This window comes from Roseateles microcysteis, from assembly GCF_036880965.1.
Lineage (GTDB): Bacteria > Pseudomonadota > Gammaproteobacteria > Burkholderiales > Burkholderiaceae_C > JAUASW01.
This window is the reverse complement of record NZ_JBAJMV010000002.1, coordinates 492,469-517,827: the sequence shown is the minus strand read 5'-3', so window position 1 is coordinate 517,827 and position 25,359 is coordinate 492,469. Positions and strand designations below refer to the sequence as shown.

At 66.6% G+C, this 25,359-nt stretch carries 20 protein-coding genes; 6 read left to right on the top strand and 14 right to left on the bottom strand.

What is annotated here, in order from left to right:
• Window positions 1-5 precede the first annotated feature (5 nt).
• Genes V3596_RS07300 through V3596_RS07280 form a run of 5 tightly spaced genes read left to right on the top strand, consistent with a single transcriptional unit; the run spans window position 6 to window position 6,029 of the window.
• Window positions 6-1,238: a TIGR04063 family PEP-CTERM/XrtA system glycosyltransferase gene (locus V3596_RS07300; protein ID WP_334277364.1), complete on the top strand. Its 1,233-nt coding sequence runs from the start codon at window positions 6-8 to the stop codon at window positions 1,236-1,238.
• An 8-nt stretch (window positions 1,239-1,246) separates the two neighbouring features.
• Window positions 1,247-2,353: a glycosyltransferase family 4 protein gene (locus V3596_RS07295; protein WP_334277019.1), complete on the top strand. Its 1,107-nt coding sequence runs from the start codon at window positions 1,247-1,249 to the stop codon at window positions 2,351-2,353.
• Between the two features lie 17 nt (window positions 2,354-2,370).
• Entirely contained in the window at window positions 2,371-3,720 is a 1,350-nt protein-coding gene (locus V3596_RS07290; protein ID WP_334277018.1) for a phenylacetate--CoA ligase family protein, read from the top strand.
• Between the two features lie 24 nt (window positions 3,721-3,744).
• A complete protein-coding gene (locus V3596_RS07285) occupies window positions 3,745-5,064 on the top strand; it encodes a putative O-glycosylation ligase, exosortase A system-associated (protein ID WP_334277017.1) in 1,320 nt (439 codons plus the stop codon).
• The gene (locus V3596_RS07280; RefSeq protein ID WP_334277016.1) at window positions 5,061-6,029 is read left to right on the top strand and encodes a polysaccharide deacetylase family protein; all 969 of its coding nucleotides are present in this window, start codon (window positions 5,061-5,063) and stop codon (window positions 6,027-6,029) included. Before V3596_RS07285 ends, V3596_RS07280 begins: the two co-directional genes overlap by 4 nt.
• Before the next feature lie 14 nt (window positions 6,030-6,043).
• On the opposite strand, the gene V3596_RS07275 is transcribed toward V3596_RS07280, so the two are convergent.
• From V3596_RS07275 to V3596_RS07210, 14 genes are all read right to left on the bottom strand, one after another.
• A complete protein-coding gene (locus tag V3596_RS07275) occupies window positions 6,044-10,156 on the bottom strand; it encodes an Ig-like domain-containing protein (protein ID WP_334277015.1) in 4,113 nt (1,370 codons plus the stop codon).
• Between the two features lie 165 nt (window positions 10,157-10,321).
• On the bottom strand, window positions 10,322-11,995 hold the full coding sequence (locus V3596_RS07270) for an asparagine synthetase B family protein (RefSeq protein WP_334277014.1): 1,674 nt from the start codon (window positions 11,993-11,995) through the stop codon (window positions 10,322-10,324).
• 34 nt (window positions 11,996-12,029) lie between these two features.
• Window positions 12,030-13,028, bottom strand: coding sequence for a glycosyltransferase family 2 protein (locus V3596_RS07265; protein WP_334277013.1), 999 nt, complete (start codon window positions 13,026-13,028; stop codon window positions 12,030-12,032).
• A gap of 23 nt (window positions 13,029-13,051) precedes the next feature.
• Complete coding sequence (locus V3596_RS07260) at window positions 13,052-14,506, bottom strand: lipopolysaccharide biosynthesis protein (protein ID WP_334277012.1); 1,455 nt, start codon at window positions 14,504-14,506, stop codon at window positions 13,052-13,054.
• Window positions 14,503-15,744 (bottom strand): glycosyltransferase family protein, encoded by a 1,242-nt coding sequence (locus V3596_RS07255; RefSeq protein ID WP_334277011.1) that lies wholly within the window; start codon window positions 15,742-15,744, stop codon window positions 14,503-14,505. Before V3596_RS07255 ends, V3596_RS07260 begins: the two co-directional genes overlap by 4 nt.
• 11 nt (window positions 15,745-15,755) lie before the next feature.
• Complete coding sequence (locus V3596_RS07250) at window positions 15,756-16,430, bottom strand: class I SAM-dependent methyltransferase (protein ID WP_334277010.1); 675 nt, start codon at window positions 16,428-16,430, stop codon at window positions 15,756-15,758.
• A 21-nt stretch (window positions 16,431-16,451) separates the two neighbouring features.
• Window positions 16,452-17,501 (bottom strand): glycosyltransferase family 2 protein, encoded by a 1,050-nt coding sequence (locus V3596_RS07245; RefSeq protein ID WP_334277009.1) that lies wholly within the window; start codon window positions 17,499-17,501, stop codon window positions 16,452-16,454.
• Window positions 17,498-18,475 (bottom strand): glycosyltransferase family 2 protein, encoded by a 978-nt coding sequence (locus tag V3596_RS07240; RefSeq protein WP_334277008.1) that lies wholly within the window; start codon window positions 18,473-18,475, stop codon window positions 17,498-17,500. Before V3596_RS07240 ends, V3596_RS07245 begins: the two co-directional genes overlap by 4 nt.
• Window positions 18,472-19,548 carry a GNAT family N-acetyltransferase gene (locus tag V3596_RS07235; RefSeq protein ID WP_334277007.1) on the bottom strand — a complete coding sequence of 359 codons (1,077 nt, stop codon included), beginning with the start codon at window positions 19,546-19,548 and terminating at the stop codon, window positions 18,472-18,474. The genes V3596_RS07240 and V3596_RS07235 overlap by 4 nt, the downstream gene beginning before the upstream one ends.
• On the bottom strand, window positions 19,545-20,720 hold the full coding sequence (locus V3596_RS07230) for a DegT/DnrJ/EryC1/StrS family aminotransferase (RefSeq protein ID WP_334277006.1): 1,176 nt from the start codon (window positions 20,718-20,720) through the stop codon (window positions 19,545-19,547). Before V3596_RS07230 ends, V3596_RS07235 begins: the two co-directional genes overlap by 4 nt.
• Window positions 20,721-20,827: 107 nt before the next feature.
• A complete protein-coding gene (locus tag V3596_RS07225; protein ID WP_334277005.1) occupies window positions 20,828-21,565 on the bottom strand; it encodes an ABC transporter permease in 738 nt (245 codons plus the stop codon).
• Window positions 21,566-21,583: 18 nt separating this feature from the next.
• Complete coding sequence (locus V3596_RS07220; RefSeq protein WP_334277004.1) at window positions 21,584-22,450, bottom strand: hydrolase 1, exosortase A system-associated; 867 nt, start codon at window positions 22,448-22,450, stop codon at window positions 21,584-21,586.
• Window positions 22,447-23,271: a hydrolase 2, exosortase A system-associated gene (locus tag V3596_RS07215; RefSeq protein ID WP_334277003.1), complete on the bottom strand. Its 825-nt coding sequence runs from the start codon at window positions 23,269-23,271 to the stop codon at window positions 22,447-22,449. Before V3596_RS07215 ends, V3596_RS07220 begins: the two co-directional genes overlap by 4 nt.
• 20 nt (window positions 23,272-23,291) lie before the next feature.
• Complete coding sequence (locus V3596_RS07210) at window positions 23,292-23,543, bottom strand: acyl carrier protein (protein WP_334277002.1); 252 nt, start codon at window positions 23,541-23,543, stop codon at window positions 23,292-23,294.
• A gap of 204 nt (window positions 23,544-23,747) precedes the next feature.
• Between V3596_RS07210 and V3596_RS07205 the strand changes: the two genes are divergently transcribed.
• Entirely contained in the window at window positions 23,748-25,346 is a 1,599-nt protein-coding gene (locus V3596_RS07205; RefSeq protein WP_334277001.1) for an acyl-CoA ligase (AMP-forming), exosortase A system-associated, read from the top strand.
• The last annotated feature ends 13 nt before the right edge of the window (window positions 25,347-25,359 follow it).

Sequence of the window (25,359 nt, the reverse complement as noted above, 5' to 3'; positions counted from 1 at the left end):
TGACTATCCGCGTTCTGCACGTTCTTGATCATTCGATCCCGCTGCACAGTGGCTACACCTTCCGCACGCTGTCGCTGCTGCGCGAGCAGCGCAAGCTCGGCTGGGAAACCCACCACCTGACCAGCCCCAAGCACGCTGCCGGCCTGGGGCCCAAGGCGACGCAATCGCTGGAAGAGACCGTCGATGGCTGGCATTTCTTCCGCACACCGCCAGCCACCGGCGGGCTGCCCGGGCTCGGCCAGCTGCAGCTGATGCGCCAGACGCGCGCGCGCCTGCAGCAGGTGGCCGAGAAGCTGCGACCACACATCATCCATGCGCATTCGCCGGTGCTCAATGCGCTGCCTGCCATCAAGGTGGGCCGGGCGCTGGGCATCCCCGTCGTCTACGAAATTCGCGCCTTCTGGGAAGACGCGGCAGTGGACCATGGCACGACCAAGGAGGGCAGCCTGCGCTACCGCATCACGCGGGCCATGGAGACCCATGCGCTGAAGCAGGTCGACCATGCCTTCACCATCTGCGAGGGACTGCGCGCCGACATCGTGGCGCGTGGCATTGCGGCGAACAAGGTCACGGTGATTCCGAACGCGGTCGACATCGAGAACTTCGAACCCGGCGGCCTGCCCGACGAGGCCTTGAAGGCGGAGCTGGGCTTGAACGGCTGCACGGTGCTGGGCTTCATCGGCTCCTTCTATGCCTATGAAGGCCTGGACCTGCTGATGGACGCCTTGCCGCAGATGCTGTCGCAGCGGCCCGATGTGCGCCTACTGCTGGTCGGTGGCGGGCCGCAGGATGCGGCGCTCAAGGAGCAGGCGAAGCGACTCGGCGTGGCCGACAAGGTGGTGTTCACGGGCCGCGTGCCGCATTCGGAAGTCAACCGCTACTACGACCTGGTCGACGTGCTCTGCTACCCGCGCCATTCGATGCGCCTGACCGAGCTGGTCACGCCCTTGAAGCCGCTGGAAGCGATGGCGCAGGGGCGCATCCTGGTGGCCTCCGACGTCGGTGGCCACAAGGAGCTGATACGCGACGGCCAGACGGGCGTGCTGTTCAAGGCCGGCCATGCCGAGGCGCTGGCCAATGCCACCCTGGACCTGCTGAACAAGCCCGAAAGCTGGGATGCACTGCGCCGGCAGGGGCGCGCCTTCGTCGAGAACGAGCGCAACTGGCGGGCCTCGGTCGCCAACTATCCGGCGGTCTACGAGCGCTTGCTGGCGGGCTCGCGCCTTGCGCCGGTCTGAGCGCCACGATGAAGCAATTCGAGCGCCTGCGCATCCTGCTGGTCGGCCCCTTGCCGCCGCCAGCCGGAGGCATGGCGAATCAGACGCGCCAGTTGGCCGAACTGCTGCGCGGCGAGGGCGCCGAGGTCGAACTGGTGCAGACCAACGCGGCCTTCAAGCCCGCCTGGGTGGGCCGTGTGCCCATGCTGCGGGCGTTCTTCCGGCTGCTGCCCTACTTGTGGGCGCTGTGGCGCGCCGCCGGCCGCAACGACGTGATGCATCTGATGGCCAACTCCGGCTGGTCCTGGCATCTGTATGCGGCGCCGGCCATCCTGCTTGCGCGCTGGCGCGGCTTGCCGGTGATGGTCAATTACCGGGGCGGTGAGGCGGCCGGGTTTCTTGAGTCCTCCGGCGCCGTGGTCGCGCTGACGCTCAAGCGGGCCCAGGCCCTGCTGGTGCCCTCGGGCTTTCTGCAAGCGGTGTTCGCGCCCCATGGATACCAGGCGCAAATCGTGCCCAACGTGGTGGACTTGCAGCGCTTTTCGCCCGCTGAAGCAGAGCCAGCCGTTCCGCATCTGATGGTGGCTCGCAACCTCGAGCCGCTGTACGACAACGAAAGCGCCATCCGCGCGCTGGCCCTGGTGCGCGAGCGCCATCCGGCCGTGCGCATGACGGTGGCTGGCAGCGGCCCGGAGCTTGATCGCCTGAAGGCATTGGCTCGCGAACTGGGGCAGGGCGCCTCGGTCCACTTTGCAGGGCGCCTGGACCGCGAAGCGATGGCGGCGCTTTACCGCGAAGCCACGATTTCGCTGAACCCGAGCCTCGCTGACAACATGCCCAACTCGGTGCTGGAGTCCATGGCCAGCGGCGTGCCGGTGGTGTCTACCGATGTGGGCGGCGTGCCCTATCTGCTATCGCATGAGCAGACGGGCCTGCTGGTCAAGCCCAAGGACCCCGCCGCGCTGGCTGCTGCCGTGCTTCGGCTGCTGGACGAACCTGTATTGCGCGAGCACCTGCGCCAGGCCGGCCTGGCCGAAGTGCAGCGCTACACCTGGGCCCGCGTCGCGCCGCTGCTGGCCGGCCACTACCGCGCCCACCTGTCGCCACAGGCCGCGCCGGCCACCAAGCCCTCCTGAGCGAGCCAGAATCCGCCATGCCATCCCTCTACACCCGCTTCGTCTCCGGTGCCTTGTTCCCGCTGCACGAGCGGCTCAAGCATCACAACTCCGTGGCACTGCGCCAGCAGATGGAGCGCAGCCAGTGGCTGAAGCCGGCCGAGCTCGGGGCCCTGCAGCTGCAGCGGCTGAACGCCTTGCTGAGCGAGGTGGGGCAGCATGTGCCCTACTACCGTGAGCTGTTCGCCCGTGAGGGCATTGCTGCTGGCTCCTTCAAGAGCCTGTCTGAGCTGCAGCGCCTGCCCTTCCTGACCAAGGCTGTCATTCGCGCCAACACGGAAGGCATCAAGAGCGAGCGGGCGCAAGGCCTGGCGCGCTTCAACACCGGCGGCTCCTCGGGCGAGCCGCTGATCTTCTTCATCGGCAAGCAGCGCGTCTCGCATGATGTGGCGGCCAAGTGGCGTGCCACGCGCTGGTGGGACGTGGACATCGGCGACCCTGAGATGGTCGTTTGGGGCTCGCCCATTGAACTGGGGGCGCAGGACCGCATCAAGGCGATCCGCGACAAGCTGCTGCGCACCGAGCTCTTGCCGGCCTTCGAGATGAGCGAGGCCAAGCTCGACAGCTTCGTCGCCGCCATCCGCCGCAAGCGGCCGCGCATGCTGTTTGGCTATCCATCGGCGCTTTCGCACATTGCCAAGCACGCGCGGGCCAAAGGTCAGCGCATGGACGACCTCGGCATCAAGGTCGCCTTCGTGACCTCCGAGCGCCTCTACGACGAGCAGCGCGCGCTGATCTCCGAGGTCTTCGGTTGCCCGGTGGCCAATGGCTATGGCGGCCGCGATGCCGGCTTCATCGCGCACCAGTGCCCGTCGGGTGGCATGCACCTGACGGCAGAGGACGTGATCGTCGAGCTGATCGACAAGGACGGCCGGCTGGTCGCGCCGGGCGAGGCCGGCGAGATCGTCGTCACGCATCTGGCCACCAGCGACTTCCCATTCATCCGCTACCGCACCGGCGACGTGGCGGTGATGGACACCGCGAGCTGCCCCTGCGGGCGCGGCCTGCCGATGCTCAAGGAGATCCAGGGCCGCAGCACCGATTTCGTCATCACGCTTGACGGCACGGTGATGCACGGCCTGGCGCTGATCTACATACTGCGTGACCTGCCGGGCCTGGCGTCCTTCAAGGTGGTGCAGCACAGCCGCGAGCGCTGTGAGGTGCTGCTGGTGCCTGAGCCTGCTTTCGACTCGAGTGCGCCAGCGCGTATCGTGGCTGGCTTCAAGAAGCGGCTGGGCGAGGGCGTGCAGGTCGATGTGAACTTGGTCGATGCCATTGCGCCGGAGAAGTCTGGCAAGTTCCGCTACATCATCAGCCACGCCGTCTGAGCCCCGACCTGAACGCCTGAACGCATGCGCGATTTACTAATCATCACCATCGTCGTGCTGGCCTCGCTGGCGGCCTTGCGCCGCCCCTGGGTTGGCATCCTGGCCTGGACCTGGCTGAGCATCATGAACCCGCACCGCTATGCATTCGGCCTGGCCTATGACGCGCCGCTGGCCGCCATGGTGGCGGTGACCACGCTGCTGGGGGCGCTGTTCACGCAGGGCAAGCACAGCCCCTTCGTCGCCCCCCCAGTGAAATGGTTTGCCACCTTCATCCTCTGGATCTCAATTTCCTGGCTGGCGGGGCTGTCGCCCGAGGCCGACTATCCGCAATGGAACAAGGTCATGAAGATCGACTTCATGATCCTGGTGGCCCTGGTGCTGGTCAACACGCGCAAGCAGATCATGCTGCTCGGCTGGGTGGTGGTGGCGTCGCTGGCCCTGTTGGGTATCAAGGGTGGTCTGTTCACCATCCTGACCGGCGGCAGCTACCGGGTCTGGGGGCCGCCGGACTCCTTCATCTACGACAACAACGAATTTGCCCTGGCCATGGTGATGACCGTGCCGCTGCTTCGCTTCCTGCAGCTTCAGATGCATGGCAAATGGGTACGCAGCGCCATGTCCCTGGCCATGGTGCTTTGCATTGCATCAGCGCTAGGCAGCTACTCGCGCGGAGGCATGCTGGCTGCCCTGTCGATGGCTCTGTATTTCTGGTGGCGCTCCAAGAGCAAGCTGGTGCCCGCCGTTCTGATGGTGATTGTCGGCGCGGCGCTGCTGGCTTTCATGCCGGACCAATGGGCAGAGCGGATGAGCTCGGTTCAGTCCTATGAGGAAGACCGCTCCGCCATGGGGCGCATAAGCGCATGGTGGAATGCGTGGAACCTGGCCTTCCACTACCCCTTCGGCGTCGGGTTCAATGCCGCGCGGCCGGAGCTTTTTGCCCGCTTCTCGCCGTATCCGGAGTTCGTCCATGCTGCACATAGCATCTACTTCCAGGTGCTTGGCAACCATGGATTCGTTGGGCTCTTTGTCTTCCTGGGAATGTGGGTGTCGACCTGGCGCAGTGCCTCCTGGCTGATCAAGCATGGTGCCAAACAGCCTGAGAGCCGCTGGTGCGTGGACCTGGGCACGATGTCGCAGGTCTGTCTTCTTGCGTTCGGGGTTGGCGGCGCCTTCCTGAGCCTGTCCTATTTCGACCTGCCCTACAACGTCATGGTTCTGGTGGTGGCCGCCCGCATGTGGCTGCAGAAGAAAGCCTGGCTGACTGAGTCCAATCCCAAGCCCAAGCGCTGGGAGCTGTTCCTGGGGCTGCTCCCGAAGCCGGTGCCCCCGGCTCCCGCAGCATGATCAAGACCTTGATGAGCCTGGCCTCGCCGGCCGGGCCCCGCGCGCGGCTCTCCATCCTGATCTTCCATCGGGTGCTGGAGCAGCCGGACCCGCTGTTCCCGGGCGAGATCGACCGGGCGACGTTCGACGCCATCTGCACCTGGCTCAAGAGCTGGTTCCACGTGCTGCCACTGGACGAGGCGATGGTGCGGCTGAAGCGCGGTGACCTGCCCGCGCGCGCTGCAGCCATCACCTTCGATGACGGCTATGCCGACAACGAGGTGATCGCACTGCCCATCTTGCAAAAGCACGGCCTACCGGCCACGTTCTACATCGCCACCGGCTACTTGAACGGCGGCCGCATGTGGAACGACTCGGTAATCGAAGCGATCCGGCTCTGCCCGAACGGGACGCTGGACTTGAACGGCACGCCCGCCGCAGCGCTGGGCCAATTGGACATGGGCAGCATCGAGGCCCGCCGCACGGCTATCGGCGCCGTCCTGTCGGCCACCAAATACCTGGAGCCGGGCGAGCGCCAGCAATGGGCCGATGCCTTGCAGGAGCGCAGCCAGGCCGTCCTGCCTACCGCGCTGATGATGAACTCGGCGCAGGTGAAGGCGCTGCGCAGTGCCGGCATGCTTATCGGCGCGCACACGATGAACCATCCCATCCTCGCGCGGCTGTCACCGGCCAAAGCCGAGGCCGAGATCGCCGACGGGCGCGATGCCCTGGAAGCCTTGCTCGGTGAGCCAGTGCGGCACTTTGCCTATCCCAATGGCAAACCGGTGCAGGATTACGACGCGGCCAGCGTGGCCATCGTCAAGCGCCTGGGTTTTGACAGCGCCGTTTCCACTGCCTGGGGCGCTGCTAGCGCCGGGACCGACCTGCACCAGGTGCCGCGCTTCTCGCCCTGGGACCGCAGCCGTGGCAGGTTCGGCTTGCGGCTGCTGAAGAACCTGATTGCCGGGCCGGAAGCCAGGCTCTAGTCCACGGCGAAACCTCAGTTACCCCAGGCTTCCAGTTCGACGATGCGGCTGTGCCATGACAGCGCGTTGTTGACGGTGATGCGGATGCGGTCGGTGGTGACGGCCGGGAAGCTGAAGCCGCGCATCACGAAGTTGTTGCCCGTGACGGTGCCCCCGGGCACGGCGACCCAGGCCGAACCGTTCCAGTACTGGACCAGGAAGTCGGTGATGCCGTACTGGCTGAAGGTGGTGCTGGCGGTGGCCTCGGGGGCGCTGGCGTAGTTGTCGGCCAGGGTGTAGACCACGATGCGGTCGATGGTCTTGGCGCCACTGAAGTTGACTTGCACCCAGTCCGGGAAGGTGGCTGCCGAAGCATCGTTCCAGCCGCCACCGCTGGCCCAGTTGTTGCCGCGGCGGTTGCCGTCGTTGATGGATGCGACGGTGTAGAGCGAGGAGTAGGTGGACGAGGCGCTGGCAACGCCGCCATTGACCTGCAGCGCGACGTTGATGCTGGTGCCGCCGCCGACCGGGTCGTTCACCGTGACGGTGACCGAGCTGCTCGTGGCGCTGGCACCGGTGTTGTCGATGGCCCGAGCGGTGAGGGTGTAGCTGCCCGCCGCGACGCCGCTCCAGCTGAAGCTGTGGGGCGCCGAGCTGCTCTCGCCGATCTTGGCGGCGCCGGCGTAGAACTCGACCTTGCTCACCGAGCCATCACTGTCCGAAGCAGTGGCCGTGAGCGTGATGCTGGCCGGGCTGGTGTAGCTGGTGCCGGAGGTGGGCGCTGTGAGCGAGACGGACGGCGGCACATTGGCCGACGCATTGACCGTGATGCTGACCGGGATGGAGGTGGTGCTGGCACCGCTGTTGTCCGTGGCCTTGGCGGTGAGCGTGTAGCTGCCTGCGGCCACGCCGCTCCAGCTGAGGCTGTAAGGCGCGCTGCTGCTTTCGCCGATCTTGACGGCACCGGCGTAGAACTCGACCTTGCTCACCGAGCCGTCGCTGTCAGCCGCGTTGGCCGTGAGCATGATGCTGGCGGGCGCGGTGAAGACGCTGCCACCGGCAGGGCCGGTCAGGCTGACCGAGGGGGCGACGTTGGCGGGCGCGTTGACCACCACGGTTACGGCGCTGGAGGTGGTGCTGGCGCCGTTGTTGTCGGTGGCCACGGCCGTGAGCACATAGCCGCCAGCGGTCACACCAGTCCAGGTGTAGCTGTAGGGCGCAGTGCTGCTCTCGCCGATCTTGCTGCCACCGGAGAAGAACTCCACCTTGGCAATCGTGCCGTCCACATCGGAGGCACTGGCTTGCAGCGTGATGCTGGCCGGGGCAGTGTAGTTGGTGCCTGGCGTGGGCGAGGTCAGGTTCACGGCAGGAGCGCTGTTGGCCGGTGCGCCGCCCGTGGTCCAGGCTTCCAGTTCGACGATGCGGCTGTGCCATGACAGCGCGTTGTTGACGGTGATGCGGATGCGGTCGGTGGTGACGGCCGGGAAGCTGAAGCCGCGCATCACGAAGTTGTTGCCCGTGACGGTGCCCCCGGGCACGGCGACCCAGGCCGAACCGTTCCAGTACTGGACCAGGAAGTCGGTGATGCCGTACTGGCTGAAGGTGGTGCTGGCGGTGGCCTCGGGGGCGCTGGCGTAGTTGTCGGCCAGGGTGTAGACCACGATGCGGTCGATGGTCTTGGCGCCACTGAAGTTGACTTGCACCCAGTCCGGGAAGGTGGCTGCCGAAGCATCGTTCCAGCCGCCACCGCTGGCCCAGTTGTTGCCGCGGCGGTTGCCGTCGTTGATGGATGCGACGGTGTAGAGCGAGGAGTAGGTGGACGAGGCGCTGGCAACGCCGCCATTGACCTGCAGCGCGACGTTGATGCTGGTGCCGCCGCCGACCGGGTCGTTCACCGTGACGGTGACCGAGCTGCTCGTGGCGCTGGCACCGGTGTTGTCGATGGCCCGAGCGGTGAGGGTGTAGCTGCCCGCCGCGACGCCGCTCCAGCTGAAGCTGTGGGGCGCCGAGCTGCTCTCGCCGATCTTGGCGGCGCCGGCGTAGAACTCGACCTTGCTCACCGAGCCATCACTGTCCGAAGCAGTGGCCGTGAGCGTGATGCTGGCCGGGCTGGTGTAGCTGGTGCCGGAGGTGGGCGCTGTGAGCGAGACGGACGGCGGCACATTGGCCGACGCATTGACCGTGATGCTGACCGGGATGGAGGTGGTGCTGGCACCGCTGTTGTCCGTGGCCTTGGCGGTGAGCGTGTAGCTGCCTGCGGCCACGCCGCTCCAGCTGAGGCTGTAAGGCGCGCTGCTGCTTTCGCCGATCTTGACGGCACCGGCGTAGAACTCGACCTTGCTCACCGAGCCGTCGCTGTCAGCCGCGTTGGCCGTGAGCATGATGCTGGCGGGCGCGGTGAAGACGCTGCCACCGGCAGGGCCGGTCAGGCTGACCGAGGGGGCGACGTTGGCGGGCGCGTTGACCGTGATGCCGACCGCGGTCGAGGTGGCACTTACACCAGTGTTGTCTGTCGCCTTGGCGGTGATGGAATAGGTACCGGCCGGGACATTGCTCCAGGTGATGGCATAGGGAGCCGTCGTGCTTTCGCCGACCTTGGTGGCCCCGGCGAAGAACTCGACCTTGCTGATACTGCCGCCCGCGTCGGAGGCATCTGCGCTGAGGCTGATGCTGGCCGGCGCCAGGTAGGTATTGCCTGCGGCCGGCGAGGTCAGGGTCACGCTGGGCACGCCGACGGCGCTGGTGAGCTTGAGCGCCCAGATGTCGGACTTCATCGTGCTGGCCTGGCCGCCAAAGATGACGGTGCGCTGGCGGTCTGGGTCGTAGGCGATCTGGGACAGGTAGCGGCCTTCGGGCGCGGCGGCGGTGCTCACCTGGGTCCAGGTGTTGCTGGGGAAGTGGTAGTACCAGGTGTCGTTGGCGGTGCCGCCGTTCGTGCGGCCGCCGAAGAGGGTGACGACGCCATGCTGCTCGTCGTAGGCCATGACGTGCTGGGCACGTGCCGACGGCGCGGTCGGCGGGTTCATGTTGGTCCAGGTGTTGCTGGGCAGGTGATAGGCCCAGGTCTGGCCGTTCCTGGTTTCGTCAGCGCAGGCGCCGTCGTAGTTGCAGACGCCGCCGAAGAGGATAAAGACGTTGTTGACCTTGTCGTAGACGAAGGAGTTCAGCAGCTCGCGCATGTGCGGCGGTGTGCCCGAGGCAGGCACCGGCAGCTGCGTCCAGAGCTTGCTGCGGACATCCATGCGCCAGACGCTCTTGTCCGAACCGTTGGACTTGCCTGCGAACATGACGAAGGATTCATCGGCATCCGAATAGGCCACGGCCGGCGCGATGCGGGCGGCAATCGACGTGGGCGTCAGGCCTATGCGGCCGCCCGGGGTGTCCTGACCGGTCCAGAGCCTGCTAGCCGGATCGAAATACCAGATGCCGGCGCCGGTGGTGGCGTAGAGCTGGTAGCCGGCCCCTGTCGCGAGCGTGGCGATAGGGCTTGCCAACGTGAGCGACTTGCTGCTGTCGTCATAGGAGACGACGGCGACGTCGCCGCTGCCCGAACGGACCCGCCATTGGGCATAGGTGCCGCTGGCCGGCGGCTCCAGGCTGGGGTCGACCAGCAGGCTGGGCGCGCTGCCCTCGCTGGCCGTGCGAACCGGCGCGATGCTGAGGCAGCGGTAGCCGCTCGCTGCGCCGAACACCCAGTAGAGCCGATTGACCGGGTCGAATTTGAAGTTTGCGTCGTCGGTGCCGTTGGGCTTGGAGAAACCGTAGTTGCCGGGGCAGGAGACCTGTGGATCGATCTGCGTCCAGTTGGTGCTGTCCGCGTTGTAGGCCCAGATGTCGTTCTCGTAGCCGGTTGCGCCGTTGCCGCCAAAAATCACCATCTCGCCGCGCAGCGGGTCCCAGGTCATTTCCGTCCAGGCGCGTGCATAGGGCCCGGCGGGCGGTGCGTAGTTGGGGTTCGGAAGCTGGGTCCAGACGCCGTTCAGGACGGGCGCAGGCGGGACTGCGGTGGCTGCAGCCTTGCGCTTGCTGTCTGCTTGCTGGATCGAAGGATTGCTGCTGTCGCTGCCACTGCCGCCTCCGCAGCTGCTCAATAATGCAGCAGCCAGCACGGCCAGGGCGAGAAAGGGGAATTTAAACGTCCAGGTCATGGCGCGCATCGTCGCCAGAATTGCCGGGCGTGTCACCCCCCAGATGGTGTGTCAATAGGCGGCGCCGAGCGGCGGGAAGACCCTGGTGCCGGGCTCGGGCCGAGCCACCCCCCGCCATGGCCTTCCGCTGATAGAAGGGGCAAGCTTGGTCATCCGGTCATGGTCTTAGACCAGCGACACCAGCTTCCCAGCCGCCGTGTGGGCTAGCAGCCACTGCTCCAGCATCATCAGGATCCAGACCATCTCGCCGTAGTAGCCGGGATGGGCCGGCAGCAGCTCCGCAAAGAGGCGGCGGGCGAAGTCGGCCCGCACCCAGCCGCGGCTCACAAGGCCCTGCACGCTGCTCTCGGCCAGCTCGCGCAGTGCCGCGTGGCGGGTGCACCAGACGCCAAAGGGCAGGCCGAAGCCATGCTTGCTCTTGGTGATGATTTCGTCTGGAAGGAAGCCGCGCAGCGCCTCCTTGAAGAACCAGCGCAGCTGGCTGCCCCTGAGCTTGTATTCCTCGGGCAACAGCAGCGAGAAAGCCAACAAGTCATCGTCCAGCAACGGGAAGGCCACCTCGACGCCCGCCAACTGGCAGGCCTGGCGCACCTTGGGCAGGTCGCTCTCTGCCAGCGTGAAGCGCCAATCGAAGGCGAGCTGGCGGTCCAGCTCGTTGGCCTCGGGCACGGCATTCCAGACCTGACGCTGCAGGCCCAGCGGCTCGGCCTGGTCGACCCGGGTGAGGAACTTGGGCGTGAGCACTTCGGCGCGGCCGATGCGGGTCAGCAGGTTATACAGGTCCAGCCGATCAGGCATGGGCGTGCCGGCCTGCTCGATATAGCTGCGGCCCTTGCGCGCCAGCGGCAGCGTGCCCAGCGGCGTATGCATCAAGAGCGGCTCCAGCAAGCAGGTGCGCAACACGCTGGGCACGTTCTGGTACCAGCTGAAGACGCGCTGCTTGGCGTAGCGCGCGTTGCCGCCAAACAGCTCGTCGCCGCCGTCGCCGGCCAGCAACTGGGTCACGCCGTCGCTGTAAGCTAGCTTGGCGCAGCAAAAGGCGGGCAGCAGCGAGGAGTTGCCGAAAGGCTGGTCGATGGCGGCCGCCACGTGCGGGATCTCGCGCACCAGGTCGTCCGGCGTTACGTAGTACTCGTGGTGGTCGGTGCCGAAGTGCCGGGCCGCGAGGCGGGCGTATTCCATCTCGTCGTAGCCCTCGGCTTCGAAACCGATGGAATAGCTGGCCGGCTTGGCGCCACCAAGCCGCGCCAGCATGCCGGCGACGGTAGAGCTGTCTGTGCCGCCGCTGAGGAAGCAGGCCGGCTGTTGCTCGCCGAGGCTGCGCTTGACGCCTTGCTGCACCAGACGGCGGAACTCCTCCTTCAGAGCCACGAAGTCCGGCTTGGCCTGGGGGCGGAAATTCGGCGTCCAGAAAGGCTTCACCTCGATCTTGCCGTCCTTGAACAAGGCCCAGTGGCCCGCCGGCAGGCGCTGCACGCCGCTGAACACGGTGTGGGGCGAGGGAATGGCGTGGAAGTGCAGGTAGTCGAACAGGGCCTGCGCCTCGATCTGCTCGGCGCCCAGTTGGTCGGCCCGGGTCGCGACCTGCAGCTGGCCATCCTCGATGCGCCAGCACAGGGTCTCGACGGCAAAGCGGTCCACCGCCATCCAGATGGCACCGTCGGCGCGCCGAACGGCGACGGCAAAGCCGCCGCCCACGCTGGCCAGCCGCGCGGGATCGCCCTCGGCCAATGTCATCCAGGCCTGCTCCATGTTGCCGGAAAGCACGGCGTCGAAGCGGGGCTGGCCATGGGCGTGCAGAAGACCGGCGCTAGCCGTCGGTTCAGAGCGTTGGTTCATGCGGTTGGCGTTGAGTGACTTGGTTCGCGGCGGATTATTCCCTGTGTGCAAGCTTCAGCGGAGCAAGCAGCCTCACAAGTCGGGGACGATGGAGGCCTATCGCACACAGAAAGCTACGTAGCAGCCAGCTGGCGCGGCGGCTGCTGTCCCTTTGGGCCGCTTTCCAAAGCGCCGCCGCAGCTCGGGGGTGGCCGGTGCAGAACATGCCGTAGGCCGCGTTGGCCTGCAAAAGCACCCAGCGCTGGCGCTGTCTATCGCTGAGCAGCCCGCTGTCGAGCCAGCGTTCGTGGATCCGGTACTCGGTGAAGAAGTGGCGCCCATCCGGGCGCGCAAACATGGTCCGCACCATCGAGCTGGCGACGATTCGGTAGCTGGCCAAGCGGCCCGGCAGGTGCACGATGGGGAAGCGCGCGGCCAGGCGCAGCCACATGTCGTAGTCCTCGTAGCTGAAGCTCGCGTCGTAGCCACCAACCGCGTCGATGGCCGAGCGGCGGATCAGCGTTGCCATCGCCGGGATGAAGTTCCGCTCGACCAGGGCAGCGAAGAGTTTGCCGCTGGGCGCTGGCACAGGCGCCTGGTGCGCCTGCATGAAGCTTCCCGGCAACAGCGCGCCTGATTCGTCGATCTGGTGCGCATCAGAATAGACCATGGCGGCTTCGGGATGTTGGCGCAGCACGGCCAATTGGGCGGCCAGCCGCTCCGGCGCCCAAAGGTCGTCGGCCGCGATCATCGCCACATGGCGGCCGCGCGCCATACCTAGCAGCTCGACCAGCGTGCCGCACAGGCCCAGGTTGCATGTGTGGCGCACGAAGCACGCGGGCCGGCCCAGGGTGGACAGGCATTGCTCGATAAGCGCCGCGGAGCCATCGTCTGAGGCGTCGTCGCAAACGATCAGCTCGAAGTCCGTCCAGGTCTGCCCTGCCACGCTGGCCAGGCAGTCGGCCAGGAAGGGCCGGTGCCGGTAGCAAAGCACCAGCACTGTGATCTCAGGCTCTTGCGCGTCTCCCGTGGCATCCATGCTGATGGTGGACATGCGTGGCCTGGGGCGCGCGGGCTTCAGCCGCGGAGGAAGCCGGACTTGGCGCGAATGAAGCCGGCCATGCGCAGGCATTCGCTCCATAGGGGGTGCTTAAATAGCCTCAGTGCCAGCAGCAGCAGCATTCCGCCGCCTCCGAGCGCAGCGAGCAGTGGCACCAGCGGCGCGGCAGGGTGGCTGCCATAGCGCAGCACGAGCAGGATAGGCACAACGGCCACAAGGGCCACGCAGGCCGCGCTGCGCAGCAGCAGCGCCAGCAGCTCGGACCAACTGAAGCCGAGCTGCTTCTGGGCGCCGTGCAACCAGGCCAGAGCCACCGGTACCTGCGATAGCGCGAAGCCCTGTGCCGCTGCCTCGACACTGATGGCAGCTCCTGCGGTGGTGCAGACCAGCTGGCAGAGCGCCGCCATCATGGTGATGCGCAGCACCCGGTCCGCCTGGCCGGCGCCGATCAGCACCTGCGTGCAAAGCGCTGCCGGCAAGTTGATCGCCATGGCCAGCGCCAGCCAGCGCAGCGGCGGCACGGCATCGCCCCACTGGGCCCCGTAGAGCAGCAGCACCAGGGGCGAACCCAACAGCGCCACGCCGACGGCAAAACTCCAGCCCAGCACTGTCACGTAGGACGTGGCGCGCAGCCAGGGCTGCAGGCTGGAACCGTGTTCCCGCGTGGCGCGCGCGAACAGCGGCAGTGCCACCGCATTGGTGGCATCCATGACCAGGCGGCTGAACATGGCCGCCAGGCCGTTGGCGCGTGAATACAGGCCCACCGAATGCAAATCCTGCAGCTTGCCCAGCGCCATCTCCGACATTCCGCCGCCGATCACCCCGGCGACGCTGGTAAGCGAGATCTTGCTGCCGAAGCTGACGACCTCGCGCAAGCCCTCCCGGCCTGGCCACCAGCGGAAGCCGTCCGGCCGGTAGTACTGGCCGACTGCGGCGTTGGTGACGGCGGTGACGAGACTGCCCCAGGCCAAGCTGATTGGCCCATACTGCTTCCAGGCGAGCAGCAGTGTCACGGCCGTGCCGGTCAGCGTGGCGCTGAAGCGCATCATGGCCAGGGCCTCGAAGCGCAGCGAGCGCATCAGCCAGGCGTAGCTCATGGCGCCGAAGGAATTGAACACATAGCCCAGCGCGATCAGGGCCATGATGGGCACGATCCGGGGCTCGTCGTAGAACAGCGACAAGGGCCAGGCGCCTAGCAGGATGAGCAGGGCCATCAGGCAGCCGGCGGCGATCATGACGGTCCAGACGGCGCGCAAGTGTCGCGGCTCGAGCGCGCGTTTTTGCAGCAGGAATTGCCCGGCGCCGAGGTCGCGGAAGGCCGCGGCCAGTGAGACGAAGACCATGGTCACCGAATAGACGCCGATCTCGGCTGGCGTCATCAGGCGCGAGATGATCACCGAGGAGCCGATCGACAGCGCCAGCGCGGCGTAGCGGTCGAGGAAGGAGAAGGCGATGGCGCGGCGGGTGCTCATCGCGGGCCCGGCCTGCTGCTGACGCGGTCGAGCAGGCCGGCCAGGGCCTCGCTGCGGCCGCGGCGCGAGGCGGCGGCGATCGCGTCGGGACGTGCAAGTGTGTGCAGCGGCGATGTCCTGGCGTTCTGGCAGAAGGCCTGCAGCAGCCGGGCGATATCGCCCGCGTCATCGAGCCTGGCAATCGCGTTGATGCCAGCATCGAGCAGAACGCGCGCCGTGTCGCCGGCCGGGTCACTCAGGCACAGCACCGGCCGGCCGGCCCGCAGGTATTCATAGAGCTTGGCCGGGATCTGCGCATTGCAGTTGCTGGCCTGCAAGAGCAGCAGGCCGTCGGCCCGCAGCATTTCTTCCAGCGCCTCGCGATAAGGCACTGGCGGGCAGATCTGGATGTAGTCCTGCACGCCGTGCTCGCCTGCCAGGCGGCGGAGCAAGTCTTCCGCCACCGCTGCGCGGAAACGCAGCTGCAGCGTCGCGGGTGTGATCTGGCCGGCATCGTGCAGGCGTTTCAAGGCTGCCATCAGCTGGGTGGGATCGCGCTCGCTCGGATAGACGATGCCGCTATGCAGCAGCGTGATGGCGCCCGGGTTCAAGGGGCCGCCCGAGGCCAGGTCGCCGGCAAGGGCGAAGCTGTCCTCGTCGTAGCCGTTCTCCAGCAGGGCCAGGTCTTGCGCGCGATCTGGATAGCGCTGGCGGTATTCCTCAACGCAACTGGGCGTGGTGAAGGTGCTCAGCGCGGCACGGTCCACGGCCTCGCGCTCGATGTCCTTGTAGGCCTGCCAGGTCTTGGGGTCGGCTGGATAGCCTTCCTGGGCCATCGGGTCGCGGAAGTCGGCGATCCAGGGCAGGCCGCTGCGGCGCTGTAGCTCGGCGCCGATGCGGTGGGCGGTGGCGATTGGGTACGTGCTCCAGATCGCTTCGGGCTTGTACTTGTGGATCATCTCCATGCCCACCCGTACCGCATCGAAGCGCCAACTTATCCAGCGGTCCGGCCGCGCCATTGCCCCGACGTAGCGGCCCTTGAGGGAGAGATGTCGGGCCGTGTCGAGTGCGAAAGCGCGCCGCACCACGGTGCCTGGCGGGATGTCGGCTTCAAGATCGGTGCTGACGCGCTCGTAGGCCCGCGGATCGGCGCTAAGGACCAGCGGATTCCAGCCGAAGCTAGGCAGGTGCTGGACAAAGCGCAACGTGCGCTGGATGCCACTGCTGCCCGCCAGCGGCGGGAAGTGGTAGGCAACCATCAAGACATTCTTCATTGCAGACCCATGGGCTTGACCGCTCTCAGCGCAAACTGCTGATAGGGCATGTCGTTCATCAATCCGGGCATCAGGGCCCGGAGCAAACGGAACTTCCAGCTCAACCAGCAACCATTGATGCCGCCGATCTGCTGCACATCGAGGCCCGCCGCCGCGAAATCGCGCAAGATGCTTCTCCTGGTGAAGAAGCGCAGGTGGGTGCGGTCCAGCACGCCTTGCGATTCGTAGCGCCAGTCAGCTTCGAACAGGTATTGCTGGACATGCGGCCAGTAGCGGATGTTGGGGATGGACGCCACGATGGCGCCTCCCGGCTTCAGTAGGCGCACCGCCAATTGCAGGACGGGCACGTGGTCGGGGAAATGCTCCAGGCTGTCGTTGAAGACGATCACGTCGAAGAAGTTCTCTGGCAGCGCCATCGAGGCGTCAAAGCCGCCCAGCAGCGCACGGTCCAGCACGCTGGCGGCCACAGCGTGGGCTTCGGCCACTGGCTCCACCCCCCAGACCTGGACTCCTGGAAAGCTGACCTTGAGCAGCTCGCCGAAACGGCCATTGCCGCAACCGATGTCCAGCACCTTGGCAACGCTGGCCGGGAAGAAGGGCAACATCTCCTTGCGGGTATGGCGGTAGTAGTCCGCCGGTTTCGCCGCTGCCTCGCGTGTGGGTTCAGTCATGGTTGTGCGTCGCTCCGTCGGTCAGGTGCGGGGCTGCGCGCCCAGCTTGCGGCGCAGCGTGGCCAGTGGTGCCAGCAGCAACCGGCTGGCGAGATAGGGAGACAGCATGGCCAGGCCATGGAGCCAGGCCGGGCCTACCAGCTTGGTCGGCGGCGCGCCGTAGCGTCCATGCATTGCGTCCCACCAGCCAGCTACCACAGCTTGCGTTTTGTCCCGAGACACTTGGTTCTTCTTGAGCAAGGCCAGATCATGCAGGGAGCGGGCGGTCAGTCGCCGTGTCATGCCGGGCTTGCAAGCCTCAGGCGTGTGCTCGCGCCAGAACAGCCATTGGTTGCGCGACATCAGGTACAGCGCCATCGCGCTGTACTCGTGCAGCGGGCGGTAGTGGTGCAGGCAGATCGAATCCTTGCAGTAGACCGATTTCAGCCCTGCGGCGGCAACGCGGGCGCTCAGGTCGTTGTCTTCGTAGTACGCGAAATAGCGCTCATCGAGCAGGCCGATTGTCTGCAGGGCGGCACAGCGCAGCAGTAAGGCGGTGCCCACTAGCAGCATTGGCTCTCCGGCGGGCGGCTTGGCGTCTGGCGAATTGGGGCGAACCGACAGCTGCCGGGCCCAGTCGATCCAGCCGCTGACCATCATAGGCCGGCGCACTGCACCGGAGCGATAGATGACGCAGGAAGCGACGGCGATCTGAGGATCGCTGTCCAGCTGCTGCTTCAGGGCCAGGATGGCGTTGACATCGATCTCGCAGTCGTTGTTGAGGATAAGCACGGCACCGTAGCCTTGCTGCATCGCCCATTTGATCATCCAGTTGTGGCCACCGGCAAAGCCCAGGTTCCGCGGCACGCGGAAGTTCAGCACGTCGGGGCACTGCGCCTGGAACTGCGCGCTTGGGTCTTGGGCCGAGCCATTGTCGAGCACGGCGAACTGCAAGTCGGGGCACTGACTGCGGTCGATACCCTGCAGGCAGCGCAAGGTGTCGGCCGTGCCGTTCCAGTTGAGGATGCTGACCAGCACCCGGTCTGCATTGGACTGCATGGTGGAGGGGGGCAGCTCCGCGAGGGTCGTCATCGGCGACCCAACAGTCTTCGCAAGCCCACCCAGGGCACTGCAACCACGCTCCACGGGTCGAGCTGGCGCTGGGCTTTAACGAGGGGACGCGACACTGGCTTGCCATTGCGCAGCCTGTGGATCACGTCTTCGGCGAAGGCCTCGCGCAGCCGCGAGATCTCCCGTTGCACATGCTCGCGCTGGCTGGCGTTGAGCGGGAAACCGTCGCGGACTGTCTTGCGATAGCGCAGCTCGTTGTAGACACGGCGGGCGAAATCCTCGGTGCCCCAGCCGGAGGCGGCATAGACGTTAACCCCCCGGCCGTAGGTGGCCTCGATGACGGATGAGAACGCCGCTCGGGCGCCTGAGGTGATCAGCTCCATCCAGAACAGATAATCTTCACCGGCATGGGTGAACTCGACGCGGAAACGCTTGCCGGCAAAGCGGCGGAAGTCGTAGACCACGGTCGAGGTGCCGATGATGTTGCCGCGCAGCACCTGGTCGAAAAGGTCGCCCTGGTAGGCATGCAGCTGCGGCGTTGCGGGATCGACCAAGGGGTGGGCTGCGATGTCGATCTTGCCGGCACGGGCGAACGCGCCGACGTTTTGGCCGAGCTGGAAATGGTCGGCGAAGTAGAAATCGAAACCGCGCTCGGCGGCCTTGACCGCGCGCTGCAGATGCTCGGCGTGCCACTGGTCGTCCGAATCCAGGAAGGCAAGCAGCCGGGTGTTGGGCGGCGCGTGTTCCAGTCCGGTGTTTCGGGCCGCGCCGGGGCCGCCGTTGGGCCGGCGGACCAATTGGCAGCTCTGGCCTTCGTGCCAGACGGCTGCGGCGATTTCGGGCGCGGGGTCCACGGGCGAGGCGTCATCAACCACCAGCACGTGGATGGGCAGCGGGCAGTCCACCTGCGCAGCAATGCTGGCCAGCGCGCGCGTCAGCACGCCAGGCTCGCGCTGGAAGAAGGGAATGACGACGGTGATGCAGTCCGGGGTCATGGCGTGTGATTTTCCGATGCTTCGCTGCCTGCCGCGGGGGCGGCCGCGGCCGCCTTGGCCCGGCGTGCCGCCAGGTTCTTCAGCAGCGCCCAGCGGAACGAGGTCAGGTGGTAGAGCTCACGCTTGTTGTCGGTCCAGCGCGTATGCCACTCCATCACCTTACCGTAGTACTCCAGGCGCTGGATACGCTGCTGTTCGAGCAGTTGCTGGACGATGTCCTGGTGCAACAGGAAGGCGGCCGAGTAGCTCTGCAGCGCCTCGTCATAGGTGGTCTTCAGCATCACCAGAGTCGTGCCCCGGCGCAGGCAGAGGTTGCTGGCCACGGTCTTGCCGTCGAACAGCAGCTCGTAGACCACAGCCTCGCCTCGCGCGGCAGCCTCGGACAGCAGGCGTGTGTAGAAGCGGCCTTGCGCGTTGTCTGGTGTGATGGCGGTGCCGCTCTGCGCCTTCCAGCTGCGGCCTTCCATTTCGCCGTAGCGCTGGATCACGCCCGCCATGTCGGCCTCGGCTTCGAAGCTGCGCATCTCGACGGCAATGCCCTCAGCCTGCAGCTTGTTGCGCTGCTTCTTCATGTTCTGGCGCAGGTTCTTGCCTCGCGCGGCCCAGTAGTCGTCGAACGTGCCGGCAATGTCGACCCAGGCAGTGTCAATGTAGGCATCGTGGCGGCTGCGCGCATCGTCTTCGGCGCGGGGCGCGAACAGAGAGTCGATCTGGGTCAGCGACAGGCTCAGCGCGAAGCCGACAGCGCCCGAGCCCAGCAGGTCTTGCGCCAGTTCGTCGGGCGTAATGCCGGCCTCGGCTACCCAGGCGCCAAGCGGCTGCTGTGACGGCTGGAAGGTCTGCCAGCGCAGACTGCCCGCGGGTGCCAGCAGAAGCATGGCCTGCGCTCGGCCCTGGCCGTCGCGGCCGACAAGCAATTGCTCGCGCCCCTGGCCGAACACCTCGAGCGCAGCCAGCGTGGCCGCGCTGCCCATGAAGGGCAGGTCGCCGCGCTGGGCGTTGAGCCGGTCCCAGTCGGCCCGCAGCTGCGGGTCCTGCGCCAACTCACTGGCGGCTGTACGGGTCCATTTCATGGCGGGCTGGATTCCTGTTGAGGCTGTTCTTGTGGCGGCTGCAGCAGAGACAGCAGCTGCCGGGCTGTTTGTTGAATGTCGTTGTCGTCCAGGTCCTGGTGGCACAGCAACTGCAGCAAGTGGTGGCTCCAGCGGCGCCCGTGGTCTTGCGGGAGCTTGGGCGTGCCCGGCCAGAGGCGGTCCCAGCGGAACACGGGCAGGCCCCGCTCACGCAGCGCGTGATAGACCCGGTCCGCGTCTTCGACCCAGAACGGATAGACATAGGGCGCGCAATCGGCAATGCCCTGGGCGGCGAAGTCCCGCATGGCGTTGTGTTCGCCAAGCATCTGCTCGTACAAGGCGAAGTTGCGTTGGCGCAGCGCAATGATGCGGTCTCGCGGCAGGTGTTCACGCAGCAGCATGGACAGGGCCAAAGGCTTGGCGGCAATACGACCCATGTCGCAGCCCAGCATCAAATCCTCGGCCGAGGTGCCAGCGGCCGGCGCCGGCGCAACGCGACGCGAGACAGGGCCGGACTTGAGCCTGAAAAAGATTGCCAGCAAGGCCTGCAGGCCGGCCAGGCGGCCATGGCGGGTGCCGATCTCCAGCACGTCGACCCAGGCCTTGAGCTGGGCTTTGGCACCTTGGGGCCGAAGGGCGGAGTCCGGCAACGGCCGGGTGGCCGAGGCGAGCACGCCCGCTTCCGGCACGGGAAAGAACTTGGACACGCTGGCCGTGGCGTAGTCGCCCCATCGGCCGATGGGGCGCTCGCCAGCTTGGCCGAAGTAGCTGTGCGCACAGTCCTCGATCAACGCGATGCCTTGCTGGTCGCACCAGTCGCGCACGGCAGCCAGCGAACGCGGGAGGCCGAAGTAGTGTGAGACGAGCATGGCACCTGCTTCGGTCGCCTCGTCATGGCTGATTCCAGCCAGGTCGGGCAGGCCCTCGGCATTGAGGCCGAAATAGACGGGCCGCAGGCCCAGCATAAGCACCGGCGCGACCATGGTCGGGCAGTGGTAGGTGGGCAGCAGAACGGCGCTGCCGGCCGGCAGCTTTAGCAGCTGCAGGGCCTGATAGATGGCTGCGCGCCCGCTGGTGGTGAAGCGCAGCTGCGGCAGGTCCTCGACCGAGGGCAAGGTGGGCGCAGGCAGGTGGCGCAGCGCGGCCCAGCCAAACACCGGGCCTTTTGGCAAGGGTAATGGCAATGGTATGGGCCACTTGCCGTCCGTGCCATTGCCACCTGCAATGGTTGGGGCGGTGTAGGCCAGCCCTGCGGCACTGGCCGAAGATGCCTTTGTGTTCACGACTTTGACGGTTCCGAGGCGGCACCTGAAGCCGGTGCAGAAGCAGCTTCTGCAGCTGCGTCGTCGCCGGGCTCTTTCCAGCGACCTGCAGCGCGCAGCTTCTCCTGCAGCTCGGTGCGCGGATAGCCCAGGGCCAGTGCCTGGTGAGCCTCGACCAGGGCCTTGTCGTAGATTTGTAGGCCCAGATAGAGCAGGCCCAGGTTGTAGTGGGTAAGCGGGTTGTCCTTGGCCAGTTGCAGGCGCACGATCTCAAGCTGGCGCAGTGCGTCTTCGGAGCGTTTCTTCTCGGTCAGGAAGTTGGCGTAGAGCATGCGCACGACGTGATCGTCAGGGCGGAAGCGGATGGCACGGTCGAACCAACAGTCGACCGTGTAGCGCGAGCCGACCGGTTGGTCGGTACGCTCGCGGTCGGCCAGCCTGGCCATCGAGAGCAGGGCGTTCGGATGATTGGGAATCGCGCGCAAGGTGTAGTCGATGTCGGCGCCCGGACGTTGGGAGGTCGTGCCGCGAATCAGTGCTTCGACCATGGGCGTGAAGTGCGCACCTAGCACGATGGGCAGCTTGTCGCGGTCGTGGCGGAAGTCGTAGGGCCCGTAGGCGTTGTCGAGTCGGCCGCACATGTTCACACCCTCTTGGGCCGAGGCCGGCAGCGGTGTGGCCAGCAGCAACGCCAGCATGGAGGCGCCCAGACCTGGCAGGAGCGAAGCGGTGTGGGAGTGATCCGAATGGGGCATGGTGTCTCCGAGGGCGATTCAGGAGCTGGCAGCCAGCCGCTCCAGCCAGGCGCGAGTGTGCCCTGAGGCCAGGGCCTTTCCACCAGCGCCGGAGAACGTGTGGTCCATTCCTGGGCAATCTTGCCGGTCGAGGCCGGGTCGCTGTAGCGCTTGTGCCCATGCCGGGTCTTGCATCGCGTGGTCCAGGAACTCCTTGGCAGTGAAGTCCTCGCCGCTCAGCAGCAACAGGATGCGCCCCGGGAACGCGAGCCAGGCAGCAGCCATTTGCGCTTGGTAGCTCAGATCGGATTCCGCCATGGCGCCTGTCCTGTTGCCAGATCTGAAGGCACGCTTCAGCGCAGCCAGCAGCTCGCCGAAGGCGCCGAGCGCCACGCGACCGCCCAGAAGTTTGGCCCAGAACTCGCGTTGTCGCAGCCGCTGCAAGTAGTAGTGCTTGACCTGGGTGCGGGCCTGGCTAAGCACCGAGCGGACCCAGGGGTTTAGCAGGACCAGGCCGGCGACGCGCGCATCGCCGCGCCGCTGAAGGTAGAGCAAGGCAGCCGAAGCACCGTCGCAAAGCCCCCAGAGCACGATCCGGCGTACCTGCGGCGCCTGGCGCTGCAGTTCGTCCAAGGCCGCCGCAATGTCGTCATCCAGCGATTCAAAGCTGCGTGCCGCGCCGCCGCTGTCGCCCATGCCGCGCACGTCGAAGCGCAGGCAGGCGTGGCCGGCTGCTGCGACGTCGCGCGCCAACAGGGTGAATTGGCGGTGACTGCCGACCCGGTATTGCGGCCCGCCGACGACGATGAGCACGCCCAGGTCGCTTACCTTGGTACCCGCCGCCGGGCTCAGGACACCCAGGACTGGCGCTCCGGCGCAATCCCATTGCAGTGCGAGTTCCCTCATGCCAGGGCCTCCAGCAGCAAGCGCATGGTGGCTTGCAAGAGCATCGGCGCTTCCTCGATCTCGGTCGTGGCCCAGAAGGCCGGGCCGGTGACGGCCTCGGCCGCGATTGGCATTCCGGCGGCACGCCAGGTTTCGACCTGTTTGGTGGCGACCGGCGTGAGTGCGGGCGCTTCGGCGTCGCGGCTTAGCTCCAGCCAGATCAGTGGCTGCGGGCCCGGCGAATGCAGGGTGGCTGCGTCCAGTCCAAGAATCAGCGAGGCCGCGCAGATGTAGCCGGCGATCTCGACAGCCTCGCCCACCGCGAGCTGCTGGCGCAGTTGCTCCATTGCGCCCTTTGCAGCGCTGCCGCCGCCGCCCAGCATCTCGCCGGCGGCCTTCAGGCGCAACCATTGCTGGGCTAGCAGCTTGCCGCTGGCCGGCGGCTGCCACCACAGTTGGCCGCTCCAGCCGGGCTCGGCCCGTGCGGCGGCGCTTGCCAGCAGACAGCCGGCGCGCAGGCCCCAAAGCCACAGCGGTGCGTCGGGGAAGCGAGCCACCAGCCACTGGCGGGCGGCCTCGATGTCATCCAGCCAGTCCTGCCAGCTCGCGTCGCCGAAGTCGCCGCTACTGTCGCCACAGCCTTTCAGGTCGATCTGCAACACAGAGACGCCGCTCTCGGCCAGCAGGCGGCTTTGCAGCGCGGCCATGCGGCGAGTCTTGTTCAGCTCTTCGGCGAACGGGTGGACATAGAGCAGCAGCGCCCGCGGTGCGGCCGTGCTGCCGTGGAACAGGCAGTAGCGTTGGCCGCCGTCGGGTGCTTCGAGGAAGAAGGCTTCAAGCATCGGCGGCGGATGCGGCAGCCTCAGGCGCCCAACTTGGCGCTGACGAAATCGCTGAGCGAGCCGACCGTGGCAAAGGTGGCGCCGTCGATGTCATCGTCGTCAACGACCAGGCCCAGCTGTTCTTCCAGCGCGGTCAGCAGCGAGACGACGGCCATGGAATCGAGCTCCGGGATCGCGCCCAGCAGATGGGTGTTGCGGTCAAAGGCGGCGCTGCGGCCGCCCAGGCTCAGAACCTCGTCGAGGATGCGGAGGACTTGGGCTTCGATTTGCATGGGGAAAATGGGGCGCCTTGGGCGCGTTCCGGGTAGCCAGGCATCTTACCGCCCAGGCCTTGGCGGCTCCGTGCGTGATTGCCCCTCAAATAGAGGTCAGCTGCGGCTTGCTTCACGGCCGCCGCCCCATGGGCTGCGCTACATTCCCGGCTGATCAGCCGTGCACGTGTGCGGCCACCCCCCATTCCTGCCTGCCTCCTGCCCATGCTTGCTCGAAACGACGCCAGTCATCTGCACCACCTGATCCTGCGCAGTGCGGAACAGACGCCGACCGCCATCGCGCTGAGCTACCAGGCCGCCAGCTTGAGCTATGCCGAACTGGCCGGCCAGGTGCAGGCGCTGGCTGCCGCGCTGATCGGCCTTGGCCTGAACCGCGGCGACCGCGTCGGCATCTACCTCGAGAAGCGCTTTGAGACCGTCGTGGCGAGCTTCGCCGCACCGGCCGCCGGCTTGGTTTTCGTACCGCTGAACCCGCTGCTCAAGCCCGAGCAGGTCGGCTTCATCCTGCGCGACTGTGACGTGCGCGTGTTGGTCACGTCGCCCGAGCGCCATGCCTTGCTGGGCGAGGAGCTGAACGGCTGTCCCACTGTGGCTCATGTGGTGCTCACGGGCAGGCCCACGGCAGACGCGCAAGGCCAGGTCTTGCTCGACTGGACCGAGCTGTTGGCCACGCCGGCGTGTGCTGGCCATCGCGTGATCGATACCGATATGGCGGCCATCCTCTACACCTCGGGATCCACGGGTCGGCCCAAGGGCGTGGTGCTGTCGCACCGGAACATGGTGGCCGGCGCCAAGAGCGTGGCCTCCTACCTGGAGAACCGAGCGGACGACACCTTGTTGGCCGCATTGCCGCTGTCTTTCGACGCCGGCTTCAGCCAGCTTACGACCGCCTTTCACACCGGCGCTCGCGTCGTGCTACTGAACTACCTGATGCCGCGCGACGTGCTGAAGGCGCTGGAGCGCGAGAAGGTCACCGGCCTCACGGCCGTGCCGCCGCTCTACATCCAGCTGACGCAGATGGAATGGCCGGCCGCCATCAACGAGCACCTGCGCTACTTCGCCAATACTGGTGGCCGCATGCCGCGCGAGACGCTTGACGCCCTGCGTGCCCGCGTGCCTGCGGCCAAGCCCTACCTGATGTACGGCCTGACCGAGGCTTTCCGCTCGACTTATCTGCCACCTGAGGAAGTGGACCGCCGGCCCGACTCCATAGGCAAGGCGATCCCGAATGCCGAGATCCTGGTGCTGCGCGAAGACGGCTCGCCTTGCGCACCCGAGGAGCCGGGCGAGCTGGTGCATCGCGGCGCTCTCGTCGGCATGGGCTACTGGAACGACGCCGAGAAAACGGCCGAGCGCTACAAGCTTCTGCCCGCTGGCGCCCCGGGCCGCCAGGCCGGGTTGCAACTGCCCGAGTACGCCGTTTTCTCAGGCGATACCGTGCGCCAAGATGCCGACGGGTTCCTGTATTTCATTGGTCGCCGTGACGAGATGATGAAGACCTCTGGCTACCGCGTGAGCCCCACCGAGGTCGAGGAAATCCTCTATGCCACCAAGCTGGTTGGCGAGTGCGTGGCCTTCGGTGTCGACCATCCGACGCTGGGCCAGGCCATCCAGGTCATTGCCACGCCGCCCGCAGGTGCCGCCGCGCTGGATCAGGCGCTCCTTGCCGCCGAATGTCGCAAGCACATGCCGGCCTACATGGTGCCGGCCGGCATCGCCGAACGTGCGGGCCCGCTGCCACGCAACCCCAATGGAAAGATCGATCGCAAGCTGCTCTCCACCGAGTGGATCGCCAACCTCTGATGCACGCCTGATG